Origin of the sequence: Fuerstiella marisgermanici, assembly GCF_001983935.1 — a bacterium.
GTDB lineage: Bacteria > Planctomycetota > Planctomycetia > Planctomycetales > Planctomycetaceae > Fuerstiella > Fuerstiella marisgermanici.
Window position 1 is genome coordinate 3836019 of the sequence record NZ_CP017641.1, and the last position, 24175, is coordinate 3860193.

Annotated in this window: 15 protein-coding genes; 7 read left to right on the forward strand and 8 right to left on the reverse strand. The window is 53.4% G+C overall.

Annotated elements, in window-relative coordinates; all coding sequences use genetic code 11:
- Positions 1–53: 53 nt before the first annotated feature.
- From Fuma_RS14290 to Fuma_RS14315, 6 genes are all read right to left on the reverse strand, one after another.
- Positions 54–1121: a hypothetical protein gene (locus Fuma_RS14290; protein WP_077024719.1), complete on the reverse strand. Its 1068-nt coding sequence runs from the start codon at positions 1119–1121 to the stop codon at positions 54–56.
- A 132-nt stretch (positions 1122–1253) separates the two neighbouring features.
- On the reverse strand, positions 1254–2294 hold the full coding sequence (locus Fuma_RS14295; protein WP_145944174.1) for an RNA polymerase sigma factor: 1041 nt from the start codon (positions 2292–2294) through the stop codon (positions 1254–1256).
- Positions 2295–2336: 42 nt separating this feature from the next.
- A complete protein-coding gene (locus Fuma_RS14300) occupies positions 2337–3701 on the reverse strand; it encodes a S1C family serine protease (RefSeq protein WP_077024721.1) in 1365 nt (454 codons plus the stop codon).
- Between the two features lie 88 nt (positions 3702–3789).
- Complete coding sequence (locus Fuma_RS14305; protein WP_077024722.1) at positions 3790–5940, reverse strand: caspase family protein; 2151 nt, start codon at positions 5938–5940, stop codon at positions 3790–3792.
- 52 nt (positions 5941–5992) lie between these two features.
- On the reverse strand, positions 5993–6754 hold the full coding sequence (locus tag Fuma_RS14310; RefSeq protein ID WP_077024723.1) for a hypothetical protein: 762 nt from the start codon (positions 6752–6754) through the stop codon (positions 5993–5995).
- 831 nt (positions 6755–7585) lie between these two features.
- Positions 7586–7858, reverse strand: a complete 273-nt coding sequence (locus tag Fuma_RS14315; protein WP_077024724.1) for a hypothetical protein — start codon at positions 7856–7858, stop codon at positions 7586–7588.
- Positions 7859–8176: 318 nt separating this feature from the next.
- On the opposite strand from Fuma_RS14315, the gene Fuma_RS14320 reads away from it, so the two are divergent.
- The 4 genes from Fuma_RS14320 (at position 8177) to Fuma_RS14335 (ending at position 20430) form a co-directional block, all read left to right on the forward strand.
- Positions 8177–12208, forward strand: a complete 4032-nt coding sequence (locus tag Fuma_RS14320; protein WP_145944175.1) for a CHAT domain-containing tetratricopeptide repeat protein — start codon at positions 8177–8179, stop codon at positions 12206–12208.
- Positions 12209–12291: 83 nt separating this feature from the next.
- Positions 12292–15648, forward strand: a complete 3357-nt coding sequence (locus Fuma_RS14325; RefSeq protein ID WP_145944176.1) for a caspase family protein — start codon at positions 12292–12294, stop codon at positions 15646–15648.
- Between the two features lie 428 nt (positions 15649–16076).
- Entirely contained in the window at positions 16077–19610 is a 3534-nt protein-coding gene (locus Fuma_RS14330; protein WP_077024727.1) for a CHAT domain-containing protein, read from the forward strand.
- Between the two features lie 124 nt (positions 19611–19734).
- Positions 19735–20430 carry a DUF3592 domain-containing protein gene (locus tag Fuma_RS14335; protein ID WP_077024728.1) on the forward strand — a complete coding sequence of 232 codons (696 nt, stop codon included), beginning with the start codon at positions 19735–19737 and terminating at the stop codon, positions 20428–20430.
- A gap of 98 nt (positions 20431–20528) precedes the next feature.
- Here Fuma_RS14335 and Fuma_RS35295 read toward each other — a convergent pair whose 3' ends face one another.
- Positions 20529–20696: a hypothetical protein gene (locus tag Fuma_RS35295; RefSeq protein WP_158520985.1), complete on the reverse strand. Its 168-nt coding sequence runs from the start codon at positions 20694–20696 to the stop codon at positions 20529–20531.
- 223 nt (positions 20697–20919) lie between these two features.
- Here Fuma_RS35295 and Fuma_RS14345 point away from each other — a divergent pair, with 223 nt between their 5' ends.
- Entirely contained in the window at positions 20920–21369 is a 450-nt protein-coding gene (locus Fuma_RS14345; RefSeq protein ID WP_077024730.1) for a YbjN domain-containing protein, read from the forward strand.
- Positions 21370–21610: 241 nt separating this feature from the next.
- On the opposite strand, the gene Fuma_RS14350 is transcribed toward Fuma_RS14345, so the two are convergent.
- Entirely contained in the window at positions 21611–22969 is a 1359-nt protein-coding gene (locus Fuma_RS14350; protein WP_077024731.1) for a CCA tRNA nucleotidyltransferase, read from the reverse strand.
- Positions 22970–23202: 233 nt separating this feature from the next.
- Between Fuma_RS14350 and Fuma_RS14355 the strand changes: the two genes are divergently transcribed.
- Positions 23203–23988: an IS630 family transposase gene (locus tag Fuma_RS14355; protein WP_145944177.1), complete on the forward strand. Its 786-nt coding sequence runs from the start codon at positions 23203–23205 to the stop codon at positions 23986–23988.
- Positions 23985–24134, forward strand: coding sequence for a transposase (locus tag Fuma_RS14360; protein ID WP_158520986.1), 150 nt, complete (start codon positions 23985–23987; stop codon positions 24132–24134). Before Fuma_RS14355 ends, Fuma_RS14360 begins: the two co-directional genes overlap by 4 nt.
- The last annotated feature ends 41 nt before the right edge of the window (positions 24135–24175 follow it).

The following is a 24175-nucleotide window of genomic DNA, read 5'->3' on the forward strand; positions in this document are numbered from 1 at the left end:
GTGGTACTGGAAGTGGCTAACCGTGTCCGATTCTCTGAATCGGACAAAAACGTCTATTCGAGCAGCTGCAAGACTGCTTCCCGCAGATCCTGATCTTCTGTTGTGTCTGCGAACCGATTCCACATCTCTTTTGCCGCCGACTCGGAGTCACCTTCTGATTGAGCCAACAGTGCGCGATTGAGCCAGGCGTTCGCAAATTCCGGGTGCGATTTCGTGACGCCGATCAGTATGGATTTTGCTCTTTGCGTGAGTTCATCGGCGTCCGGTTCGAGAAGAAATTCCGCCTGCTGAAGCAACAGAACGGCTTCAAGGTTTCGTACTTCAGGAGCCTCTGGGTATTTCTGCCTCAGCGCCTCTAGCGCCTGGCGAGCCGGAGCGAACGTTCGTTCATTCGCCTCGAGAGTATCGTCGTCTGCGTTGTACCGGAGTTGACAGTCCGTAATCAGTCGAAACACCTCCTCAACGGATTGCTGAACGGAAGTTTCACTATGTGCTACAGATTCAGCCGTTGCAGATTTCCATCGCGTCGATAGAGAGGCAACGGAGCTTGGGTCGACTGAAGCGTCCAGGCTCTTTGGTCGGGTCAGGCTCATGACGATTGTTGAGATCATTCCTTGAGTTAATTTTCCCGCGAAGTAGGGAGAGGTGCGAGTCGCCGCCAGAGTCATTCCCTGCTCTTTCTGACTGACAAGATTGTAAGATGTCTGTGTTTCCAGCGAGCTTGAAAGTGAGGCGACCTCAGACTGAAGCGACATTCTTCCGGATCGCTCCATGGTCGCCCAGCCGACGGCCAGGCAGCCAATAAGCAAACTTGCCGCCGTGGCATATTGGTAAAGTGACTGATGTCGCGCCGCAGCCACCTGGCCACCCACGTGAGGTTCTGGTGAAGCGACTTCGGGCAGGACGTGATCGCGTTCACCGATCACGGATTCTTTCATCGCCACAAAGCACTCCAGGGCGGCCCGACTGTCTGCAATCAACGCCTCGGCTTCGATCTGTTCCTGGGGAGACAATCTTCCTTCGGCAAAAGCAGCCAACAGATCCATGTCGATTTCCGAGTCATCAGTCATCACGTCTCGTTGCCACTGTTCGTTAACGATGTCACGCCACATGATGGCCATCCGATTCTTTTGTGTTTTGCTCTGAGCCAGTCATGAAGAATACTTCTTACGATAGAAGTGAGAATTGCTCATCGCCAAATCGAAATTCAACGAACCAAGCGTTTCTATATTGCTGACAGAAATGCCTGAGCGTCAATCGTTTTCAAGATATTGTCGAAGAAAGCTCTCGACGAAATCTCGAAGAATTTCGGGGTCGGTTGCCTGATTTTCAATCGTCTGCGGTTGATCCAGCAACTGGAAGTGCATCAGAAAATCCAAGACAAATTGCTGGACTGTCGTTTCTTTCAGGTTCGTATGCTCAGAAAATTTGCGGATCGCCTGAGCCGTACTTTCGGCGACAGTTCGGCGAGCGGCTCCGAGATTTTGACTAACCGCCGCTGCCGTACAGTTGAGTAGTCTTGCTACCTCGTTCTGCGGCTTGCGAACAAGGTACACCAACTGGAACGCAATTCTTTGCCGTGGAGAGAGTTCCTTTACGGCGTCAGAAACGGCGTTTAGCAGTGGCGTCGCCAATGCGGATAGCTCAGGCGGTATTGACGCCGCTGAAATCTCCGGAGCCACTGGATCGAGCATTCCACTTTCGCCCTGATTCAGACTAACGTTGATTTTGTTGGCGGCTTTCGCTGTTTCGTTAATCGCGAGGTTTCTCGCGATTCCACAAAGCCAAGTGCGAAGGCAAGATCGTCCACGGAACTCTTCAATCCTCGGCAAGCCACTTTCGCCGGCAGCAAAGACGTGCGACGGTAGATTGTCGAGTACGCTGTCGGTTGCACGGTTCTGCCCAGAATGCTTCAGCGTCACTGCACGAACATCGTTTTGGATCAAGTTCAGCAACGCCTTTGCGGCGACGTTATCTTTACGGACAGAGCCAGCCCATTTCACGTCTGCCAGAGAAAGTGTTTGAGCATAGGCATCGATGTCAGTCTGTGGCTTGTACTTGCGAAATCCCGAATCGACGATGCGGTAGGTGTGTGGGTGCAGTTCACTTTGGCCGATAGTCATTCCGACGGCGTTATCTGAAACCGCTGCCCCCTTTGACTGCCGCGAGTCCACTTTGATGCCGAGACGTTCATTCACGTTGGCCTTCATTGCCAGGAATTCTGCCCCCAGCAATCTTTCGTTTCGCTGAACGAAGTTTGACTCCTCAACGTTCTGTTGTTCGATTTCGTGCATCGGATTCTTCGCCACCACAATCAATGTTTCGAGCGTCGGCCCTTAATCCGCAATCCATGCGTCTTTAATTTGCCGAAGCCCTTCAACCCAACCTGCGAAATCCTTTTCTGCAGCTACTAGATCAAACAGTTTTTCCGAAATGGCTTGGCCTTGGAAAGGGCTCACATTCCACGAAGTGCCGACCAGCGTATACTTCGTATCGAATACGCCATCGCTGTCTTCGTCACGAAGAATAAGGTCGAATGTGCCATTCGTATCCGAGTCATACGCAACCGTGACTGTGGGAATTGCGTACATCGAAAAATGCGGAATCCACCCATCTTCACTAGCATCATCGCCAAGCTTGTTAATCTCAATCTTGGGTGCGAGATTTAGTCGGATCGCCACAGACAGAATTGGTCCATCCTCAGCCTTGCCAATAACGGCATCGATTACTCCATCCTCATTTTCGTCTTGCCCGTATTGAGACAATCCATTGGTGTCCAGAGGGGAAGGGGCCATCATGACGGCGGTTTTAGGCTTCTGGTCGAGAAATGTCTTTAATTCTTCGAGATGCACGTGAAGCGAAAGAGACGTTGCGCCAGCGTCGCGATAAGCCACCGTCACACCAATTACCTCACCGTCGGAATTCAGAAGTGGGCCACCCGAATCCCCGGGATGAATGTCCAGATTCGTCTGGAACATCTTCGCTTCGCTATCGAGCATCTGTTGTTCGATGAGCTTTCGATCGGCGTCGGAACGCCCAACCCTCATAGCCACCTGCCGCGCGATCTCTCGGCCGGCACCCGTCACATCTCCGGACCGCACAGACCACATTCGTCCAATGCCTGGGCAGCCAATTGCGACACAGCCCTCGCCAGGGCGCGGTAAAGTTGTGGAGAGTCTCACGTACGGAAATTTCTCAGCAGGTGACTTAGGCTCAAGCTTTAGCAAGGCCAGATCCCGCTTCTCGTCGAATGCCCAGACGACGGCGTTCCCGGCGTCGTACGGAGAATCCATCCAACCTTCTTCGTCCAATTTTCCACGCAGGATATTCATCGTATTGGCTTTTCGCTTCGGATCGTAAACCGCTCCATCGACCACGTGATGGTTCGTGACAATCCAACCGTCCTCACTGATCAAAAAACCAGTTCCCGAACCTGAGTCGTTCCTGACCATAACAACTGCCGGAGCAGCCGCTTCGTAGATATCAACACCAATGCCGCGTGGATGCACATTGGTGGCGGCAGGCTGCTCACCAACCGCTGTCTTCGCAACTCCACCGATCCTGAGAAACACATTGGAAGGCCGCAAGGTAAACGGAGCTGGGGTTGAAATACCCTTCAGCGATTTATCACCTGAATAGCACGGGATGCCAACGGTGAGGCAAAGTGTGCCAATGACCAGGAAACGATAGAAGCCGCTCATGCGAATGACCTTGAAGATGCGGTGGTGAGTTAAGGGTGAAACAGATCGGCATTGGCACGTTGCGAGTTACGTGCGCCGGCGCCGCCAGTTACTTTGTGACTGTCCAGGAATGCCTCTGAATTGCGTATTGACCTAGTTTGCTGGTGACGGCACCACGCGACGCTCCGCTCATTCGACCTTTCAAAAGAGCGTCCAGAGGGTGAGGGGGCTCCTTCGGTCCACGCGAAGCGAGATCCCTGCCGTGGCCTCTCCGTTGAGCGACCGGAAGCCCCACTTGTTCAAGAAACGCAAAGTTTACTGGCTGCACGGAATCACTGTGAACGGCAATCACGATCAAATCTTCCAGACCGATCGTGCTGTCATCGATCTTGATTTCAGGCAATGCTATGGGCCGTTCATTTGGCATCAGTCGATTGTGCGTCCCAGGACTTCGCGGATCCGGGAAAAAGCTCTTAATCGACCAGTCGCTGCTGACATAGAGGACCGTGACGTCGGCGGGAATAAGGCCAGCATTCTTCAGAGTGATGCTGACCTTGTCTTGATTCCTCAGCTCTTTGGCCTCAGTGAGCGTTTTCGTTTCTGTCCTGGAAACACGACGTTTCACTTTGGTTCCGATTTCGATAGCGATTTGCGGAACGGTTCGGGAATCAGTTCCCGAATTGGAACCGGCCATGGCACGGAGATTAAGTGCTGCAATAATCCTTCGCAGGTCGTCGCTAAGTCCGGCCGGAGTCGTCTGCATCCATTGAGCACCATCTCTCGGGCTGACGGCGTCATCTACGCCGGCCGTATCCGCAGTCAAATCTAGTTCAACATCGGCGATACTGGCCAGCAGCAACTGATCATCGCCGCAAACAATCAAAATCTGTGCGTCCGCACGATTCGCAACAAGGTCGACGGCCACAGGTGCGTCACCGAGCTTCATGCCTGCAATCCGATCCGCCAGACTGCGGCGGATTGCGTCGCTATAACTGGAACAACGACTCGTATTGATTGCCACCCGCAAATCCGGCAGGCCAAGGTCTCGCCTAACAATGGCACACTCCAGTCCGCTCGCGATGGCATCAACTTTGGGGCTGCCTTCGAATTCCACAGCCTCAACTTCCGATGCAACGGAGCCTTCCTGAGTCACTCGCACATGGCCAACGGTGCGTTGCCGATCATCAATCACAGCCAGGACAGAATCCTCCGTAATCCCCTGCAGAAGGCCGCCAGAAATCGTCCAGGGCGTGTCTCGCGAATCCAAACGCGGTCGCGCTGGTTTGGACAAATCAGTGGTCCCCAAGACTTCAATATCCAGGTCAGTCCCTTCGATCAACGGGTGGCTCGACGTCCATCCGTTTTGCTCGTATACCCATTGGATCTTGCGAGCGAGATCAGCATAGCTGAGTTTGCCCGAACTGTTTTCCAACGATTCACACAACGCCCAAGATAACCAGCCATGCTTTTTCGACGTCGCTTTCGGAATCGGAGCTTCGTACGCCAGTTCATGCGAATGAGCCGCGTACAGAGCTACGACTCCCGCGGCTTGCGGTTCAACAATCGTCTCTTTGATATCGGAATCGCCTTCAGAATCGTGTTCGACTGCGGCTGGAACTCCAAGTTCGGTGGGATCGACATCTCGACTGACCGCTGAATCACCTCGAGCGATTGTTCCCGAATGACAGGAATCAGCGACAAAGAATACGAACGCGCCTTTCTTGCGAATCTCAGTCAGCCAACCCCGAATGACATCGTCCGAAATCGCGTTCTCGACGGTCGAACTCTCCTTCTTCCACTTCCCGATATCCTGCGGCAAAAAGATCTCGTCCTTGCCGTCGGTTTCGTCGGGATCGGCAGCGTCATCCGGCTGCTGGCTACCGTGTCCCGCCATCATAATGAATATTTGGTCGTCAGGTTGAGCCTCTTCGATGAGTGTCGTGAACTCTCGTTCGATATTCGAGCGTGTCGGTTGCATGTTCGGGGCTTTGTCCGCCGTCAGAATCTGCTGCGAAACGATTCTGTCGGCAAACTTCCGAGACAGCAGGGCATCAATGAGATGAACATCATTCGGCGGCCCTTTCAGATGCTGCCGCTTATCAAGCGAGGGGTACCGTGAAACGCCAACCAACAAAACACGAAGATTTCCACTCCTGCGGGCCGAGGCCAGTTCTTCGGGTTCATCTCCCACAGCGGTCTCCAGCAGCAAGGTCGATCCGACGAGGCCGATGCACAAGAATGAAGTAATACAGGTTTTCATTTGATCTCTCCGTTTCGTTGGCTGACGATTTCACCGTTTCAGAAAAACAGCCTTACCAGTTGGCAAGTACAACGTAGCGTTCAGCAATGGCTCCCACGTTCTTCACCTTGATCGTGAACGGGCCCTGATATCGCGGCCTCCACACAACCTCACACAAGCTTGACCTATCTGTGTCCTTGTCGATCAGTGCCCCGGAATCGCCATCATACACCCACAGATCGAGATCCCCGTCACCGTCGCCGATGACCACAACACGCGCCAGCCGACCTGCCTCGAAGATCGCATTGGTTATCGTGAATTGATCGCCGCTACCGATGACGCCACGATGAAGAACCTTATGTCTTTCCCCACCATACCTGAAATCGTCGAGGTTCTTTCCCTGACTCAGGATTAAGCCGCGCGACGCTGGACGGGCAATCCACTCCTGCACGAGTTTTTTGTCCGCTTCATTCGCCGCCAGTTCCAAGGCACGGGCTTCCAGAGCTTCGCGAGAAAATTCCGGGAGAGACTTGTCACTGCTTTTCGCATCAGGACCGTCCTCCGTTTCACTCTTCAGATCGGAAGTCTTGCGGTCACTTTCCGTTGTCGAATCCAACAAGTCTGCTGCAGCGAGCAGCAGTAGTGGGGCCTTCTGGGCTTCGGCCTTCATGATCAGTGCCACAGCGACTTCAACGGTGGACGAGCCAGTTTTTCTTTGCTCTGTCACTACGTTGGCCTTGCCTTTGCCTTCGTCCTTATCTTCGGCGAAGGTTAGAGTGGGTGACAGCAGGCTCGCGATGAGAATCGCTGAAAGGTAATTGACGTGTTTTGACATGGTCGTTTTCTCCAGGGTAAAGGATTCGTTCTTGTGAAACGTGTGGTCTTCGAGACATGGTTGTATGAGCAATTGCTCGGGCAATCCAGCACACCGTCTCGTGAGAATGCGGGACCGAAATCACAGTTTTCCAGCCATCTTGTTGTGGCTGGTGCGGGCTTTGCGCGGCAGAGGGGCCCGGGCCGACCATTCAGATGTTTTAAGTAGCGGTGCCCCACACTCGTTTTCAAACAAGAATGCACCGCCAGGACTTGTTTTGAATAAAAATAGAACGGGGACGTGTGTCCCGTTGGCGAGTCCTCCCAACGGGATCATTCCGCACTATCGAAACGAGTGTATGAAACAGAACATGTGGTCCTCCTTTTTCTCAGTGGGAAAATTTCTGATTGGCTCGGGAAACTAATCATCACATGCAGTCCCCAGAAGTGCCAAAGCTATGAGCAAAGCCGTTTTCAAATTCACCGACTACCATTCGTAAATGGTGAAATGCAATTGAACTCGCTCGAATCGTTAAGTTAGTTGTGGTGGACGAGTCTCTGGAAAGTGAAGACAGGGATTCAAACGAGATAATCAGTCAGATGAAATTGACGCTATACGGAAAAGGCTTTGCAGACACTGCTTGGACGATTTGGTTGCTTCCGCCGTTTCGAACGAGGAGACGTGAATTACGTAGGTTCAGGCGGTATCGGCATCAGTGTGACAGCCGTACCGAACAGACTTAAGCATTTTTCTGGAAAACGCCTGTCGAAGTGTACGCCTGCTCAGGTATTGCACGGCTCGGCAGTCCAATTTCCTTTCCAATCCCGTAAGCCTGGACGGTCGTGTGTGGAATCAGCAGCGGCCGGTAAGCACTCCGACCTGCTGAATCATGGCATACGTTGCCCGAACCGAACAGTCGCTCTCCGCAGCCTGTTTGGCTTGCCTTGTCAGAACTGTCCATTGCTGTTGCGTCATGGAAGCCGCCAATTCAACGATTTTTGGAACCAGCTTCGCCATCGGCTGTCCAACGAACGTTGAAAACAGGTCAGCCGACGTATCGATGCGTCGCACTCGTCGCACTTTCACGGATGTGCGAACGTGGCGTTTGTGGGTCGTAAATGTCATGGCTCTGCTCCGTTTTACTGGCTTGTTCTGGACGATTGACGGCGACAGATTTTTGTGTTGTGCGTCGCCTACAATGATCAGACCGGCACGGCCCCCGGAGTTAAGCCGCGATTAAGAAAAAAGAAGCAAGAAGTGACCAGAGTCTGGCGTGTCCCCACGCCACTTGCGTCAGATCTGATCTCTGCAGGAACACAAGCTCCTTCGTTGATTTTGCTACTTCACAGAATCGCAACGCTGAGTCCCCGATAGCCCCGGCCGAAATTGTGAACAAAGCAGTCTAGACAGTGTACATCTCGTCAATCGAAACTCTCCTGTTACTTGCTGGATACTCCGTCGCTCCTGCCGTCCTCGAAGATTTATCCGCATCAGACGAACAGGGCGCTGTTTCGCCGTTCTTCTGTTTTTCATTCCTCTTTTGCTCTGCTGGTCTTTACTATTTCAAGCCCTAGACCTACGGCTGACTGGCCCGTTGTTTCGCATCAATCGTTCGAGAGAACTGCAATGATCACATACCGATTCTGCACTCAATTCGCAGTTCTCGTTCTGCTCTGGCTTCACTCATTTGCAGTGGCTCAAGATGCAAAACGAGAGCTGAACGCCCCCAGAACAGACGGAAGCGCGTCCCAGCCGAACGAAACCGATGGGACAAAGACTTTGGGCTTTCTGGAAAAGCTGCTCGGACAACATCACGCTGAAAGCGAGCGGCGATGGAACGAAGCTGTTCGCTTGCGGGAAAATGGACAACTCGACGAGGCAACCCGTAAGTTTGAACAGCTTCTGAAGTTTGATCGAGCGAATCACGGCGAGGATTCTGTGGCTCAGGTTGAGTCACTGGGTGAGCTTTGCACGATTGCGGACGACAAAGCTGACTACAAAGCCTTGTTGAATTATCGCGAACGCCAGGCCGTCGTTGCAAAAAAGATTTACAAGAATGGCAGTTTTCAACTCAGGAGCATCGAAACAAAGCTAGCAGACGCGAAACACGTCGTTGGTTTTTCTGAAGAAGAGTTGGTCAAGCTCGAGGCGTTGAAGGCGACCTACATAAAGGCGGAAGCACAAAGGGCCAAGGGGTACTACAAGAAATCAATTCGTGAATTGGAGTCTGGGCTGCGATTGGCTTCTGACCTGTTTGGCAGCAAACATTGGCGAGTTGCAGATTTCGAATGGCGTCTGGGAATTGCTTACAAAGCAATCGGGAATCTCGAAGAGGCTGAAAAGCGATTGTCAGAGGCAGTCAAGCTAAACCGCATGGCATCGGGCGGTCCTAGCCCTGACGCAGCCAACGCCTTGTCTCAGCTATCGAACGTATACGCCAGTCAATCGGCAATTGACCAGGCAGTTGAATCTGCGAGAGACGCTCTTGATATGTTTGAGGAAACCTTGGGTGATCAACATCCTCGTTACGCGGCCGCTTTGCTGGATCTTGGAGTCCGACTAATCGACCAACGCGACTTCAAAGCAGCCGAAACAACTCTGGGACAGGCGGATTCACTTTTGCGGTGGTATCACGGTCCTCAACACCCCGAGTATTTCAGGTGTACTCAGCTGCGAGCTGAGCTATATCAGTCGATGGGCCAGTACGACAAAGCGGAAAGGTATTATCAAAGGTCGGTCACGCAACAAAAGGAGAGAGTTGGCGAAAACCACCCGGACTATGCTCGAGTCCTTGGGCGTCTCTCAGATTTCCTTCTCGAAGCAGGTGACGCAAAGCAAGCCCTTCAAATTAGCCAACAAGCCATGCTAATTATCAACGCAACGCTCGGTGACAAGCACTCTCTGTTTGCTGCCAGCTTGAACAACCAGGCAATCATCTATGTCTCACTCGGCGAATACTGGAAAGCGGAGCAAAACTATCGCAAAGTTCTAGAAATAGCCCGTGAAACAACCGGATCCAATGATTCTGAGTACGCCATAACTCTCACAAATCTTGGCATCGTCTATGAAAAAATCTCTGACTACGATCGAGCGAAAGACTTCTATTTTCAGGCTTTGCAGATTAGTGAAAGCGCCAAGGGGAAGAACAGCCTTGAGTATGCGGACAGCCTATGCATGCTCTCTGACCTGTACGTGGGGATCAATGACTTTGAAAAGGCCGAGGAGTTCCAACTGGCGGGAATGAGAATCCGAGAAAATGTTCTCAGTCCTCAAGACTATCAGATTGGGGTTTGCCACAACGACCTTGCAATCCTCTACGATTTAAAAGGAGATGCGCAGCAGGCACTCAATCACTATGAGATTGCCTTGGCTATAACCTCGGATCGTCTTGGCATTGAGTCGTATCAATACGCACAGCAGCTACGGAACTTGGCAGTGCTTCATTCTTTCCAAGGAGACAATGAACACGCAAAAGCGTTGCACAGCCAATCACTGGAAATAGTGGAACGCCTGGGCGGCAAGAAGCACCCAGAGTACGCCAACGCGGCCTATGCTTTGGCATTGGATTATCGTGAGTTGGGGCAATTCGAAATTGCGAAGACGCTTTTCATTGACAGTCTAGCACTCTCAAAAGAAATACACGGGGAACAGCACCCGGAATACCTTCGCAAGGTCCCCGGTCTTGCTTGGAACTATATCAAGCAAGGAGAAAACGCGCAGGGGCTACAGCTCTTGGAGAAGGCCCTCACCGCAGATTTGGATGCGTTCGATCGCAAGTGTGGGTTGCTTCCCGAAAGACTGCAACTGGAACACGTTGAACAGAAACGTGCCTTTCTGAACGGATTCATCACTCTCGCACTGGAACACGCTCCGGACAAGAATGTGATCGCATCTCAAGCCTTACGTTGGAAAGGTGCCGTCCGATTGAATAGCCGGAATATGAGAGTCGCGGCATCAGATCCGCAACTTAAGAAAAGGTTCGATAGTCTCCAGTCAGTTGTGCAAAGATACTCGGCTTTGGCGAATTCAGGGCCTCGGCAGTCTGACCAAGGGCAATGGAAGTTGCAGATTAATACGCTACTCGCGAAGCGAGATTCGTTGGAAGCTGACCTTATGCGAGACAGCGAAGCGTTTCGTGCATCACGAAGGCGATTTTCGACCAACGAGGTTAGAGCATCGATTCCGGAGAATGCCGTATTAGTCGATTACCACGTATTCCCTCGAAGGAACCATGGCGTAGGAATCATGTGCTCAATCGTTCCACGTGACGGCGAAATTCGTGTCATTGATTTAGGGAATGCCGCAGGAACACGTGAGGCTCTTGAGGTGTGGCGTTCCACACTTGGTCAGTCCGAAGAGTCTAAGCTCGCTGGCCAGAAATTAAGAGACCAGCTTTGGGAGCCGTTTTTTGATTTCATTGCCGACAAAACACTCATTCTCATTTCACCGGATGGACTGCTTGGTCGAGTTCCTTTTGCCGCGTTGCCTGGCCACGACCCGGAACGTTACCTGATCGAAGATCATCGCATCTCGATTATCCCTGTCCCTCAATTGTTGCCGACCTACGTCGGGCGGTCAAAGTTGCCGCCAGTTGAACGGGAACTCTTGTTGGTGGGCGACGTAGACTATGATGGGAAGTCGAAGAGTGATCCGATATCCCTTGTAGAAAGTCAACGCCCACGACGCCCCTGGGAACGGTCTGGCCAAGAAGGACGCCGCTCGTGGAGTCATCTGTCAGAAACGCGTTTAGAAGTGGACAGCATTGGTGGCGTTTATCGACGCGTTTGCCAGCCGCCGCCACAAGCTGTCGTCGATCTCCGACAAGACCGAGCGACTGAGACGGCATTTCGAGAATTCGCCCCGCAATGTAGAATTTTGCACGTGGCAACTCATGGGTACTTCGCCGCGCCGGATGTCGAGTCAGCAGTGGCTGCGCGAAGCCAGCACAACGCACTCGGCGAGCATACGAAATCAAGCCGGGGAGGCAGACGAGAGACCCTGAGAGGATTCAGTCCCGGGCTGTTGTCGGGTTTGGTTTTCGCCGGAGCCAACGAACCGTCGGAGAGCCAGGTTGATGACGGTGTGTTGACGGCCGACGAGGTTGCCTTTCTGCAATTAAATGGAGTCCAACTGGCGGTATTGTCTGCCTGTGAAACCGGTTTGGGCGAGGTTGCTGGTGGAGAAGGCTTACTGGGCCTCCAGCGTGCTTTCCAGATCGCCGGAGCCAGAACCACGATCGCCAGTCTCTGGAAGGTCAACGATGCGGCAACTCGAAGACTCATGCAGGAGTTCTATTCGAACTTGCTGGACCAGGAGATGTCCTGCATTGATGCCTTGCGCGAAGCACAGCTGTACATGTTGAACAATCCCAGCAGCATCCGGGGCGCCGCCATAGAACCCAACCGAACAGATTCCAGCCAACGCATTCCTCCATATTTTTGGGCTGCTTTTCAGCTATCAGGGGACTGGCGGTAGAACCACGGTGCGTTAACGAAACGAAACGAAATTGCAGCGTTACACATGCCTCAAACCATTCGTTGACTCAACATGGGTTCAAAATGAAATCGTTATATCTTGTCTCAATATTCGTCATGGCAACAACGGGTCTACCAGCCGACGAACCTCAGCCACAGCCACAGCCACAGCTGCAAACTGTGACTCAGTCCGGACATCCGGGCCTCGGTGGTTTTCTGACGTTTGATCCTTCCGGTACGTATCTGGCAGTGGCCAGCAAAATTTCGCCCGACGTGACGTTGTGGCACGTTCCCACACGTACATTGATGGCGCGGTTTCGTTCGGCGCGCTCATACAACGTAATGCCAACGCGGCTGGAGTTTTTGACGTCACCGGAAACGATGGTTTTGGAGTCGCCCGGCCTGATCGAATGGTGGCGTCTGGACATGAATAATCGCGGCGCAATCATGCTCAGCAGTCCCGAATTGAGGGACGGAAAGCTCATTGATACGCCCGCTGATCGCCTTGCCGCCTTTGGGGCCAGTCAGTCACGCAAGTGGAAGGCGATGAGCAGAGTCATTGACGGAGTTCAACACAGTGCTGTGTTCTCGATGGACGACAAGGTTCAACATCCGCTGCCGCTGGACATGATGCCTGATCAGTTCGGATTCTCGCACGATGACCGCCTTGTCGTCATCGTCGAGTCGTTCGCTCTGAAGGTCTGGGACTTCACGGCAGGAAAACTGGTTCGAGAAATCAAAGGTGAAAACCTGTCATTCCAATCGGCGGACTTCAGCCCGGCAGGGAAGAATTTAATGGTTCAGGCCCGCGATCAGGGCAGTCCGATTCACGCATTGTTTCGGATTTCCTCGGGGGAACGGATACTGACAGCACCGGACAATTTGCAGACTGCTCCGTTCGTCTTGTCTGCCGACGATAAGACAGCCTACACGTGTCAGCAACAGGGGCAGTCTGTTGTGATTCATGCCAAAGACCTGGACAGCGGCAGGACTCAACAATTGTTTACCGTGCCCGATAACGCAGCGGCAACGGCACTTGCCGTGCATTCTGAAATGGGAATCATTGCCCTGACATCCAACGACTATTTCGGTCAAACGGCAATCAAATTGTACGATGCAGAATCTGGTGCGGCCGTGGGAGAGCTTCGAAACCACATTGAAGCGGTGAACAACCTCTTCGTTGACTCTGCCAATAAACGGATTATCGAAAACAGCAACTCCGGCACCTATCTGTGGAATCCGGAAGTCGCTGAGCGTTCTCAGATTTCGATCGTAGCCGGTGGTCAGCTCGTCATGGCTCATAATGGCCGGCTTTTGAAATGGGGAACACCTCTCGGAAAACGAACCGTGATGGTGTCGACTTACGCGACACAGGAATCTGGCCACACTGCAGAAGTGAAACAACGGATCGAACTTTACAAAGACACCCTGAATCAGCCCAATCCGATCTTCGCAACGCCAGAAATGAGTTTCGTGGCCGCCGGTGACGGTGCAGACATCGTGTGGTGTGAGTTAAAATCAAAAACCGTGAAACGTCTGACGCGCAAGAATAAAGATGACTCGCCATCGGGCCAGATCACAAAACTGGCGGTGTCGGACGATGGCGAACGAGTGCTGATCGCTGACGCTGAGGGAAGCATCGAACGCTGGAACGTAGCGGAATCTGTCGTAGACGCCTCGGTGAGTGGTCCGTGGTACAAGTCTGCCGTCTACGAAAACGCCAGCAGTGTCTATGGAATCGTGGCGGCCGGAAACGACTTCGTTATCGCGGGAGAATTCGGCGTGTCTCGTTTCACAGACGACGGGACAGCCATTCCCATTCAGCCCTTGAATCCGTCAGCGTCGATCGTGCGAGCGGCGGACGGAACCACTTTGGCATGGATCAATTTGCGGCAGAAGGTCATCCAGATTTATGACGCAGCGAACAGCAAACTCACGACTGCCATTCCGATGACGGATTCCAGCGTCATGTCGATCACCTTCGGGCTTAACCCCAACGAACTTTACGTGCTCAAAGACGATGGATCTGCCGAACTTTGGCACGCCGATTCAGCGCAACACGTCGCAACGTTCGCGACAACACGGGCGGGCAGTTTCATCGTGTCGACGCCGGATGGGTTCTACAAGTCGGACCGCGAATCGACGGAAGGGATCGGGTTTCGCGTGGGAAGCGATATGTTTCTGGCGGAACAGTTTGACGTCTCCCGAAATCGTCCGGACATCGTACTCGAACGCATCGGCCATGCCGACGAAGAGACTCTGGACGCCTATCGGACGGTGACCCAATGGCGGCAAAAACGCGGCAACGGCAACAGCACGTCAGGCTCACTGAATGCCGCCGAGATACCAAAGATCAGTTTCGCTGAACGCCCGCCGTCCTTAACCCGAGACGCAACAGTCAGGTTTTCCATCCATGTCGATTCGGGTTTGGAGTTTGTTGAGTCTCTTCACGTGTCCGTGAATCATGTGCCAGTGATCGAGCTTCCGAAATCTCAGGTTTCAGAAACACAGTCGGCCACTGTGGACCTTGTCTCGGGCACCAATCGCATTGATGTCTGGGCAGAAACGCCGGATGGTCGTCGCGGATGGAAGACGACGCATATCGTGACCTGTCAAAAGCCAGTCGTACAAGCCAGGACCTGGTTTATCGGAATTGGAGTTTCAGACTACGACGACGACGAACACGACTTGCGTTATGCGGCGAAGGACGCCGCTGATCTGGGAGCGACTCTGAAAAACCTGTCGAATGGCCCATGTGAAGTCCAGATCATTACCGACAAACAGGCGACCCACGCGACTGTCGTCAAACGAGTGCAGGAGTCGTTGCGAAGGGCTGCCGTTCAAGACCTTGTTGTATTGTTCTTTGCGGGTCACGGGGTGGCCGAAGATGGAGAGTATCGCTTTGCGTTACATGGCTGTGATTTTGATCAACCCGATGTGGAAACACTGACGTTCGAACAAATTGAAAAACTGCTAACGGGGTGCAAAGCGAGAAACAGGATCATCCTGATCGATTCCTGTCATGCCGGTGACTCACTTCCCGTGGGAATCCGGCGTCAACAGACCGACAACGCGGCTGAAGTGATTCCTCGGGCGGCCAGTATTGATCCGGCCCCGCCATCGGCGTCGGCTGTGTCATTGCGAAAGCTGCTGCTCCAGTCATTCGCGGGCGTGCTCAGCAAGTCAGGGGCTGCGGTGATCACGGCCAGTGACGGCAGTCAGTATGCATTGGAATCCGCTCGATGGAAGAACGGAGCGTTCACTTATGTTGTCCGTGAAGGACTGACCGATCGCAAGGCGGATCTGAATGAAGATCAGCAAATCACGGCGGAAGAACTTCATCGATACGTCACTCAGCGAGTCACCGAGTTGACACAAGGAGCACAGATACCTCAGCAAAAACGCGAGACGGAATTCGATCCTGTGATTTTGAAGTGGTAGACTGCACCTGTTCGGTTGTTCAGTGCTTCCTGCCAGGTGCTTCTTCAAGACGTCAGCGATGACGGCCCCACGGTACTGGTGTTTGTTGAAGGTTGACGGCAAACCGTGTTTTTTGGCTTTTACGGATCGTCTGGTCTCGGGGCCGCAGTTCCGGAACGATTCGCGAATTTCTGCGAACAGCGGGTGCTGGCGGTCGTTTCATCGCCTAATCACATCGATACTTAGGGATACCCGGCGGTAACTCCAGTGCTGGCCGTACGTCACCGGATCGGTTCAGGTCGAAATCCCGGACCAGTCATGAAGCTCGTTGACCTGTCAACGCTGGGACATGACGATAGGGGCAGGTTCGTATTCGAAGCGGGCGTGCTGCGCTGTTGCGGGTCAGTGAACACCGGCAACAGAATCGTCATTTTCAACGAGGTTGGTCAATGCTGTGCCGAACGTTTTTGTTCATCCTGCCGTTGCTGTTTCATTCGTCCGTTCGCTGCGATGAAGCCGTGGACAACTCGCAGGCCGCTGAACAGGACTCAGAGAATCTTCGGAAGCAACGCGACGATCTGTGGCGGCAAGCGAACGCCGCTCGTCAGGAAACGCACTTTGCGGAAGCCATCGGCTTCGGGGAAAGAATGCTCGCCGTAGAAAAGGCGTGGTTGGGCGACGAGGACAGCGAGGTCACGGCAACGATCGCATGGCTGGCCGGTGTTGATGAGCAGGCCGGAAATTGGGAGTCGGCAATCGCACGACGGAGAACAGCGTGGGACCGTCGCATTGCGGCGCTGGGTAATGATGCCTATCAGACGATCGACGCTCGACTTGCCTGGGAACACAGCCGCCTGCTGTCACAGCTTACCGATACGCAACGCAGCGATCTGCAACGTGCTGAACACCTCCTAAGCCAAGGCAGGAAGGCCTATCGAGTAGGACAGCATACAGACGCATTTGACGCGACGTTAGAAGCCAGTCAGATTTTCAAAGTAGTTCTAGGCGAGGAGCACCGGGTCTACGCCAACACGCTCAACACCATCGGGGCGTTCTACACGAAGCTGGGGGATTACGGGCGTGCCGAAGCACTCTTAGAACAAACTCGTGTTGTCAGGAAGAAAGTCTTGGGCGAACAGCATCCGGAATTTGCGAGTGGCTTGAACGACCTCGCTGGCGTGTGTAAGGCGATACGAAAATACGCAACAGCCGAACGGCTCTATAAGCAGGCTCGCCCTATCTGGAAAAAAACTCGAGGCGAAGATCATCCGGACTACGCCAATAGCCTCCTCAATCTCGCAGACCTCTACGAGTTGATGGGGGATTACCCCAAAGCCTTACCGCTTGTTGAGCAAGCTCTCAAGATTAGGAAGAAAGTCTTCGGCGAAGACCATCCAGACTACGCCACCGGCCTGCACATCCTTGCTCGCTTGAATCGTTTGATGTGTGATTACGCCAAAGCCGAATCACACTTTGAGCAAGCACTGGAGATCAGAAAAAGAGCCCTCGGCGAAGAGCATCCGGAGTACACCAACAGCCTGAACAGTCTCGCAGTCCTGTATAAGGAGATCGGTGACTACGCAAAAGCCTTACCGCTTTATGAGCAGGCTCTCGAGATCGAGAAGAGAGTCGGCGGCGAAGAGCATTTGAGCTATGCCACAATGCTATTCAATCTCGCTAGCCTGTATGAGGCGGTAGGTGATTATGCCAAAGCCGTGCCGCTCTATCAGCAGTCTCGCGACATCAGAAAGAGAGTCGGCGGCGAAGAGCATCCGGACTACGTTAACAGCCTGTCCAAGTTCGCTAGTCTGTATGAGGTGATCGGTGACTATGGCAAAGCCCTGCCGCTCTATGAGCAATGTCGCGACATCACGATGAGAGTCCTCGGCGACGAGCATCCCAACTACGCCACGATCCTGAACAATCTCGCTGTATGCCATATGTCGATGAGTGATTACGGCAACGCCTTACCACTTCTTGAGCAAGCTCTCAGGATTAGGAAGAAAGTCTTCGGCGAACATCATCCGGAGTACACCCAAAGCCTGGAGAATGTCGCTTCCCTACATTCATTGTTAGGGGAATACGCAAAAGCCGAGCCGCTCTTTGAGCAAGCTCTTAAGATCAGAAAAAAGGTCCACGGCAGAGAGCACCCGGACTACGCCACCACACTCGACAACATGGCGTCGGTCTACGAGATGACGGGGGACTACGGGCGTTCCGAACAGTTTGCGTCGGACTCACTGCGATTGACACGATCTCTGCTGGACAGATCTGCCGTCATCCTTTCCGAACGACAGCAACTGGCGATGAGTCAGATGTTGCGACACAGACTTGATAGTTACGTTTCGTTGACGTTGGAGAGTGACGAGTTTCTATCCCAGGCAGCGCGGCAAGTCTTACAGTGGAAAGGCGCTACGCTGGTCCGTCAGCGGTCTATGCGACGGGCGGCGGACGAACCCGGCATCGCGGACGGATTCGCAAAACTGCAGCAGGTCACTCGCCAATTGGCCGCCCTCTCTCGTGCCGCGCCAACGGAAAACATTGCCGACTGGAAACAGCAGATTTCCCAACTCACCCACGACAAGGAACGACTGGAAGCTCAGCTCAGCCGCGACAGTGCCAGCTTCCGTGCGGCGATGCAGAAAATCAAATTTGAACAGATTCAAGCCGCGATCCCTGCAAATGGTGTTCTGGTCGACTTTCTGCAATTCGAACGATCAACTCCGGCGGAAAGGAAAGGGCAACGGGATAAGACCACTTCTCTGCTGGCGGTCATTGTCAAAGGCGACGGTGAACCTCAGCTTATGGAACTGGGACCGATCGCATCGCTCAGCGAAGCCATCGACACATGGCGACTGACGTTTGGCATGTCCCCGCAGGGAAAACGGGCCGGACTGGCCATCCGTCAGCAGATTTGGGAACCACTGCTGAAGCACATCAACGACGCAAAGACCGTCCTGGTGTCCACGGACGGAGTTCTGGGTCGACTGCCACTGGCGGCATTGCCGGGCACAGAAGCGGGCACCTACCTGATTGAAGACCATCATCTGGCCATGATTCCTGTTCCTCAGTTGTTGCCAGCGTTGGTGAATGATCTGGGAACCAAACAACTGGATCGAGAACTGCTGCTGTTGGGGGATGTGGACTACGATTCGACACAGAGTGAGATCAAGCAGGACGACGGAAAAAAACGGCGGAAGAAACGTCGTCCCGGAAAGAACCGAGCGGATCTGGTTGAGACCGAGTTCAGCCGGTTGCCCGGCACTGCGACCGAAGTGAATGACTTGCAGGTTCTGTATGGCGAATTGTTTGAAGCCGATGACGACGATGTGATGGCTCTGAAGAAAGCGGAGGCCACGGAAGCCAGTATCCGCAGCCTGGCCGGTCAGTTTCGTCACGTGCATCTGGCGACGCACGGGTTTTTCGCATCTGCCGACCACAAATCCGCTTTGTCCACCAATGCCAATCGTTCGGCTATGGACCGTGGCCACCGCACGATTCGTGACAGCGAGGTGACTGGCTGGAACCCCGGACTGCTGTCCGGCCTGGCTCTGGCCGGCGCGAATCTGGAACCAGCTCCAGGACAGGACGACGGCATCCTGACGGCTCAGGAGATCGCCTTTCTGCCGTTGAACGGTGTCGACACAGTGGTGTTGTCGGCGTGTCAAACTGGACTGGGAGAAGCGGCTGGTGGCGAAGGCCTGATTGGCATTCAGCGGTCGTTTCAAATCGCCGGAGTCCGCACGACAGTTGCCAGCCTGTGGAAAGTTGACGACGTCGTGACACAGCGCCTGATGTCGCGTTTCTATCGCAACCTCTGGGACAACGAAATGTCCCGACTGGACGCTCTGCGAGAAGCTCAACTGTACATCCTCAATCATCCCGACAGCATCCGCGGAGCATCAATCACCCCCTCAGACGCCCCCGACCGCACACCACCCTACTTCTGGGCCGCCTTCCAGCTATCCGGCGACTGGCGGTGAGTGAACGGAAGACTTGCGGCAGAGAGACAACGGACAGCCATCCTCGCGCGTCCAACAGCGAATAACACACAGTGTCTTGATACAGATGCGTTGCCCTCAGACGAAAACAAACGGTCAGTAACAAATGAACCCAAAGACTGAAACTAAACTGCTTAGGCTTAGAGATTTTGCATTCGGCATGGGCCTTATTGCACTGACCTGGTACGGCATTGGCTACTTGATCGATGCGAACGCAGCATTGGTTGAACGCCTTGAAACCACCAGCGTGGTGGTCAGCGAAGACGCCTCCCGTTCAGACTTCGAACTGAAGGGGGCAAAAGCTTCGCTGTATAATTTCTCGTACACGTACACAGTCGAGGGGGAGGAATACGAAGGGTCCGATTCCATCTCAAGCCCATTGAGTATTCGAGAACGAACGCTGGACGGAAAAGAGTTGCTAACGGCAACAGCCTACTACGACCCTCAGGATCCGGCTGACAGCTATCTTGAGAAGCCAGACACGTGGTTTGTTGAGAAAATCAGAACCGGAATTGTTGTACTGCTTTCCCTCGGCTCACTAGCCGCCTTGTTTGGCAACCGGGAATCAGAAGAAGCAGAGCGAGTGAAGGCAAAGTCTGCCAAGCAGAGGGAGCAAAGAGCGACTAAGTACGCTCGCATTTCATCCTCAACGTTGCCGGAAAATGTGAACTCTATGAAAGACGGTAACCGGTATCAGGGAATTTGTGGAGCTTGTGAAACTCAGACTGAAGTTCGCTTAACGAAACTCAAAGATTCGTGGTTTGGCATTTGTACGAAGTGCTATTTCTCGAAAGATTGGTGATCAGGAATCCGAAAGCAATTTCACTCCAACCAACGGAAAACGAACGGACCGCATCCCTCAGCGAAGCCATCGACACATGGCGGCTAACGTTCGGCATGTTACCACAGGGAAAACAGGCTGGACTGACTATCCGTCAGCAGATCTGGGAACCGCTGCTGGAACACATCGATGAGGCAAAGACTGTCCTTGTGTCCACCGACGGGGTTCAACCGCAGCGCTGCTCCGGCATTGTTGCTCACTCCGTGAAATTGTTGCTGCCGGAGCATTGTCGCTTCGCTTCCTGGGCTCGCTTCCGCGTTTATCAACGGGCTTCGAGCAACTTTTCTTTCAGAAATTCCTTCGAAAATCTGCTTAACTCACTTCCGTCCGGCTGTCTCAGACAATGAGGGCAGCATTCTTTCCTTGACGAACCCAGTGTGATCTCGTTGATCGCCGCGTCAAACACAAGAAGATCCGAAAGCTGCCTCAGGACCGAATTGGGAGACAGTCATGAGCACGAACATGAATCAATTGCTGGATTACCTGCAGCGGGAAGAGCTGAATGTCGCCGACCACAATGAAGAACACGCATTCTTACGCTTCGACGGCGATAGCGGCGATCAAAAACTCGTGCTGTCCGTTGACGAAGGGCGTTTGTTGCAGAGTTTCGTCTATCCGGCGTTCCGAGTGCCCGAAGGCAGTCGTCCGGATATCGCCATTGCGGTGTCACGGGCCAACTACGGACTCAAGGTCGGCAAGTTTGAACTCGACATGAACGATGGTGAACTCCGCTACCAGGCGGCGTTGCTGTTTGACGGCGATTTGCCAGCCGATAAGGTGATGGACCGAGTCGTGTATGTTGGTCTGAGTATGATGGATCGATACATGCCTGCCTTCATGTCGGTGATCTACGGCAACGAACCTGCCCGTGACGCCGTGGCATTGGTCGAACAGATATGAGCCGCCATGCTGGCCGCTCACGCGTGCTCACCGTAACTCGATCCGTTGTTGCTTTCCTCTGTGAAGCAGCAACGGATTTTTCATGGGTTGGTTTCCACTTATTAGGCTGGACGCCAAATGCAAAAAACTCATGCGGATGCGACTCCTGAAGAAGCAGTGCCTTAGACTAGACCATTGCATGGACCGCTCGTCCCAGAAGCGTTGAGTCACCGGCAAATTGTTCCATCCAGTTGTGCTCAGACTATTGGTTGCTCAGGGTTTTCTTTAGAAATCGAATCCCTTCAGCTTCGGACTCAAAGTCGCCATCTAATTGGGCTTCGAAGCAGGCTCGAAGTACGTCACCAAACCAAACGTCAGGTTGATGGCCCAAGGCAATCAGATGACGTCCAAGGATGATTGGCTGGGGACTGCTCTTTTGAACGTTGAGTTTGCCAGCGATTTCCATCATTTGACGGACCGAATCCGGAAGCCCTCTTGGTAACGGTGGTCGCCCATTCATGTCGGCTTCGACCAGGTGGACGAGCTGTACCATCGTGGCATCGCCGAGCCGGTGCGACAGTCGACGTACAGCTTTGGGCGACTGGGCAGGATTCGCATGCGCCAGATGTTCGGCCACGAGAGGTTCAACGACGACGATGATCGACTCCGGACAACCAATGCTCTCCAGAAACCTGCGAGTCAGCGGTACACCCGCTTCACAATGCCCGCGTGCTCGCCAACGGCCGTCGACGAATTTCGTTGTTGTCGCTTTTCCAAGATCGTGACACAGAGCAGAGAAAATCAGTACGGTTCGATCAAATTCGTCCAGTTCTTCTCGATCGGCAATTGCCGCCGCAGCATCACAAACCAATTGAGTATGTGTCCAAACGTCGCCCTCCGGGTGCCATTCCGGATCCTGCGGCACATCAATCAAAGCAGACAATTCCGGATACAGTTCCAGCCAGCCTGTTGATTCCAGCAATCGCAGACCGCACGAAGGCGTTCGTCCTCGTGTCGCCCATTTATGCCACTCGGCCCAAACACGTTCCCGAGCCAACGTTGAGTATTCCGCACGCAGCGAACGCGCTAAAGACGCGGTGTGAGAATCGATCGACATGTCGAACCGAGCGGCAAACTGCATTCCGCGCAGCACCCGCAAAGGATCTTCGGCAAAATGAGGACTCGTGGCCTTGAGTGTCTTGCTGTTCAGATCTGCCAAGCCGCCGTGAGGATCAAGAATCTCCCCATTGGAAGCACAGCGATAAATGGCGTTCAGTGTATAGTCACGCCGCGCGGCGGCTTCTGCCAAAGTCATCGTGTGATCGACATCGACCTGAAATCCGCGATGCCCCTGTCCTGTCTTGCTTTCGCGTCTGGGCAGCGTGAAATCAAATTCCGTGCCGTCGTTCGCCTTCAGCTTAATGACACCAAACGAGGCACCGACCTGATCAACGCGGCCGAATTTCTCCAGAATCGCCGTCAGGGTGTCAGCATCCAGATCAAAGACTTCGATGTCCAGATCTTTGCAGGGCAGAGACAGGATGTAATCGCGGACGCAGCCGCCAACTTCAAAAGCTCGGCCACCGGATTGAACGATTTCGTTGACGATTGTTGAAAGCATGGTGCTGTTTTGGATTTCGCAGAGTGGAATAGTTCACGGTCAACTGTAGGACGTCGCGTGGTATGCCGATCCAGGACTCGCCGAATTTCTTTCAGTGTGCGAGCGGCGGCGATCTAAATAACCGAGCCTGATTCGTAGACAAAAGTTGGGAGGTTTTTGTTGCGAAAAAGACAGGGAATCCGCATCCTGAAGTTTGTTGTTTGGAACAGCATCAAACTCAAGGAGGGATTCCCATGGAACGAATTGTGCCCGAACTGGGCGCTCGTGACAAGAAACGAATCAAAGGACAGTCGCGTCAGTGTCAGGATGCGGCATTAAAAACCAGGTACTTGATCATTGTGAATCTGATGGACGGTCAAACGGTCGCTCAAACAGCATCGGCGCTCCAGGTGGGACGTTCGACAGTTTACAAGGTGGCAAAACGATTCCGCGAACACCGAGAAGCAGGACTTGTCGACCGGCGTGAGGAAAATGGCCGAAGAAAAATGGACGATGAGTATCTCACGCAACTGCATGAGATCGTTGCCGGTTCGGCTCAGGATTACGGCTGGCGGCGTCCCACGTGGACTCGTGAAATGCCGACAACAACGATGACTCGACTGACGCGCGTTCGCATTCACGTTTCCACGATGAGTCGAGCTCTGAAACAGATTGGAGCCAGGCTCGGGCGCCCCAAGCCTGCCGTTGGCTGCCCGTGGCCGGAAAGGCAGAAAAACAGGCGGTTGCAAGCCATTCAGGAGATTGTTGACCAGCTTCCGAAGGATGAGGTTGCGGTGTACGAAGATGAAGTGGACATCCATCTGAATCCGAAGATCGGTCCGGACTGGATGACACGTGGGCAACAGAAAGAAGTCATGACCCCCGGCAAGAATGAGAAACGTTATCTGGCGGGGGCGTTTGATTCACGGACCAATGAATTGATTTGGGTGGAGGGTGAGAAGAAGAACACATTGCTGTTCATTCAGCTGCTCTGGAAACTTGTGCAACATTTGTGCAACATTACTCGGATGCAAAAGTGATCCATGTGATTCTGGACAACTTTTCGATTCACTCGACAAAGCAGGTGGAAATCAGCCTCGCCACTGAACATGGCCTGCGATTTCGTCTGCACTTCCTGCCGCCATACTGCCCCGATCACAACCGAATCGAGCGTGTGTGGAAGTAGCTGTCCATTTCAGCTTGGAGACTGGTCTTTTTCTGTCGGTT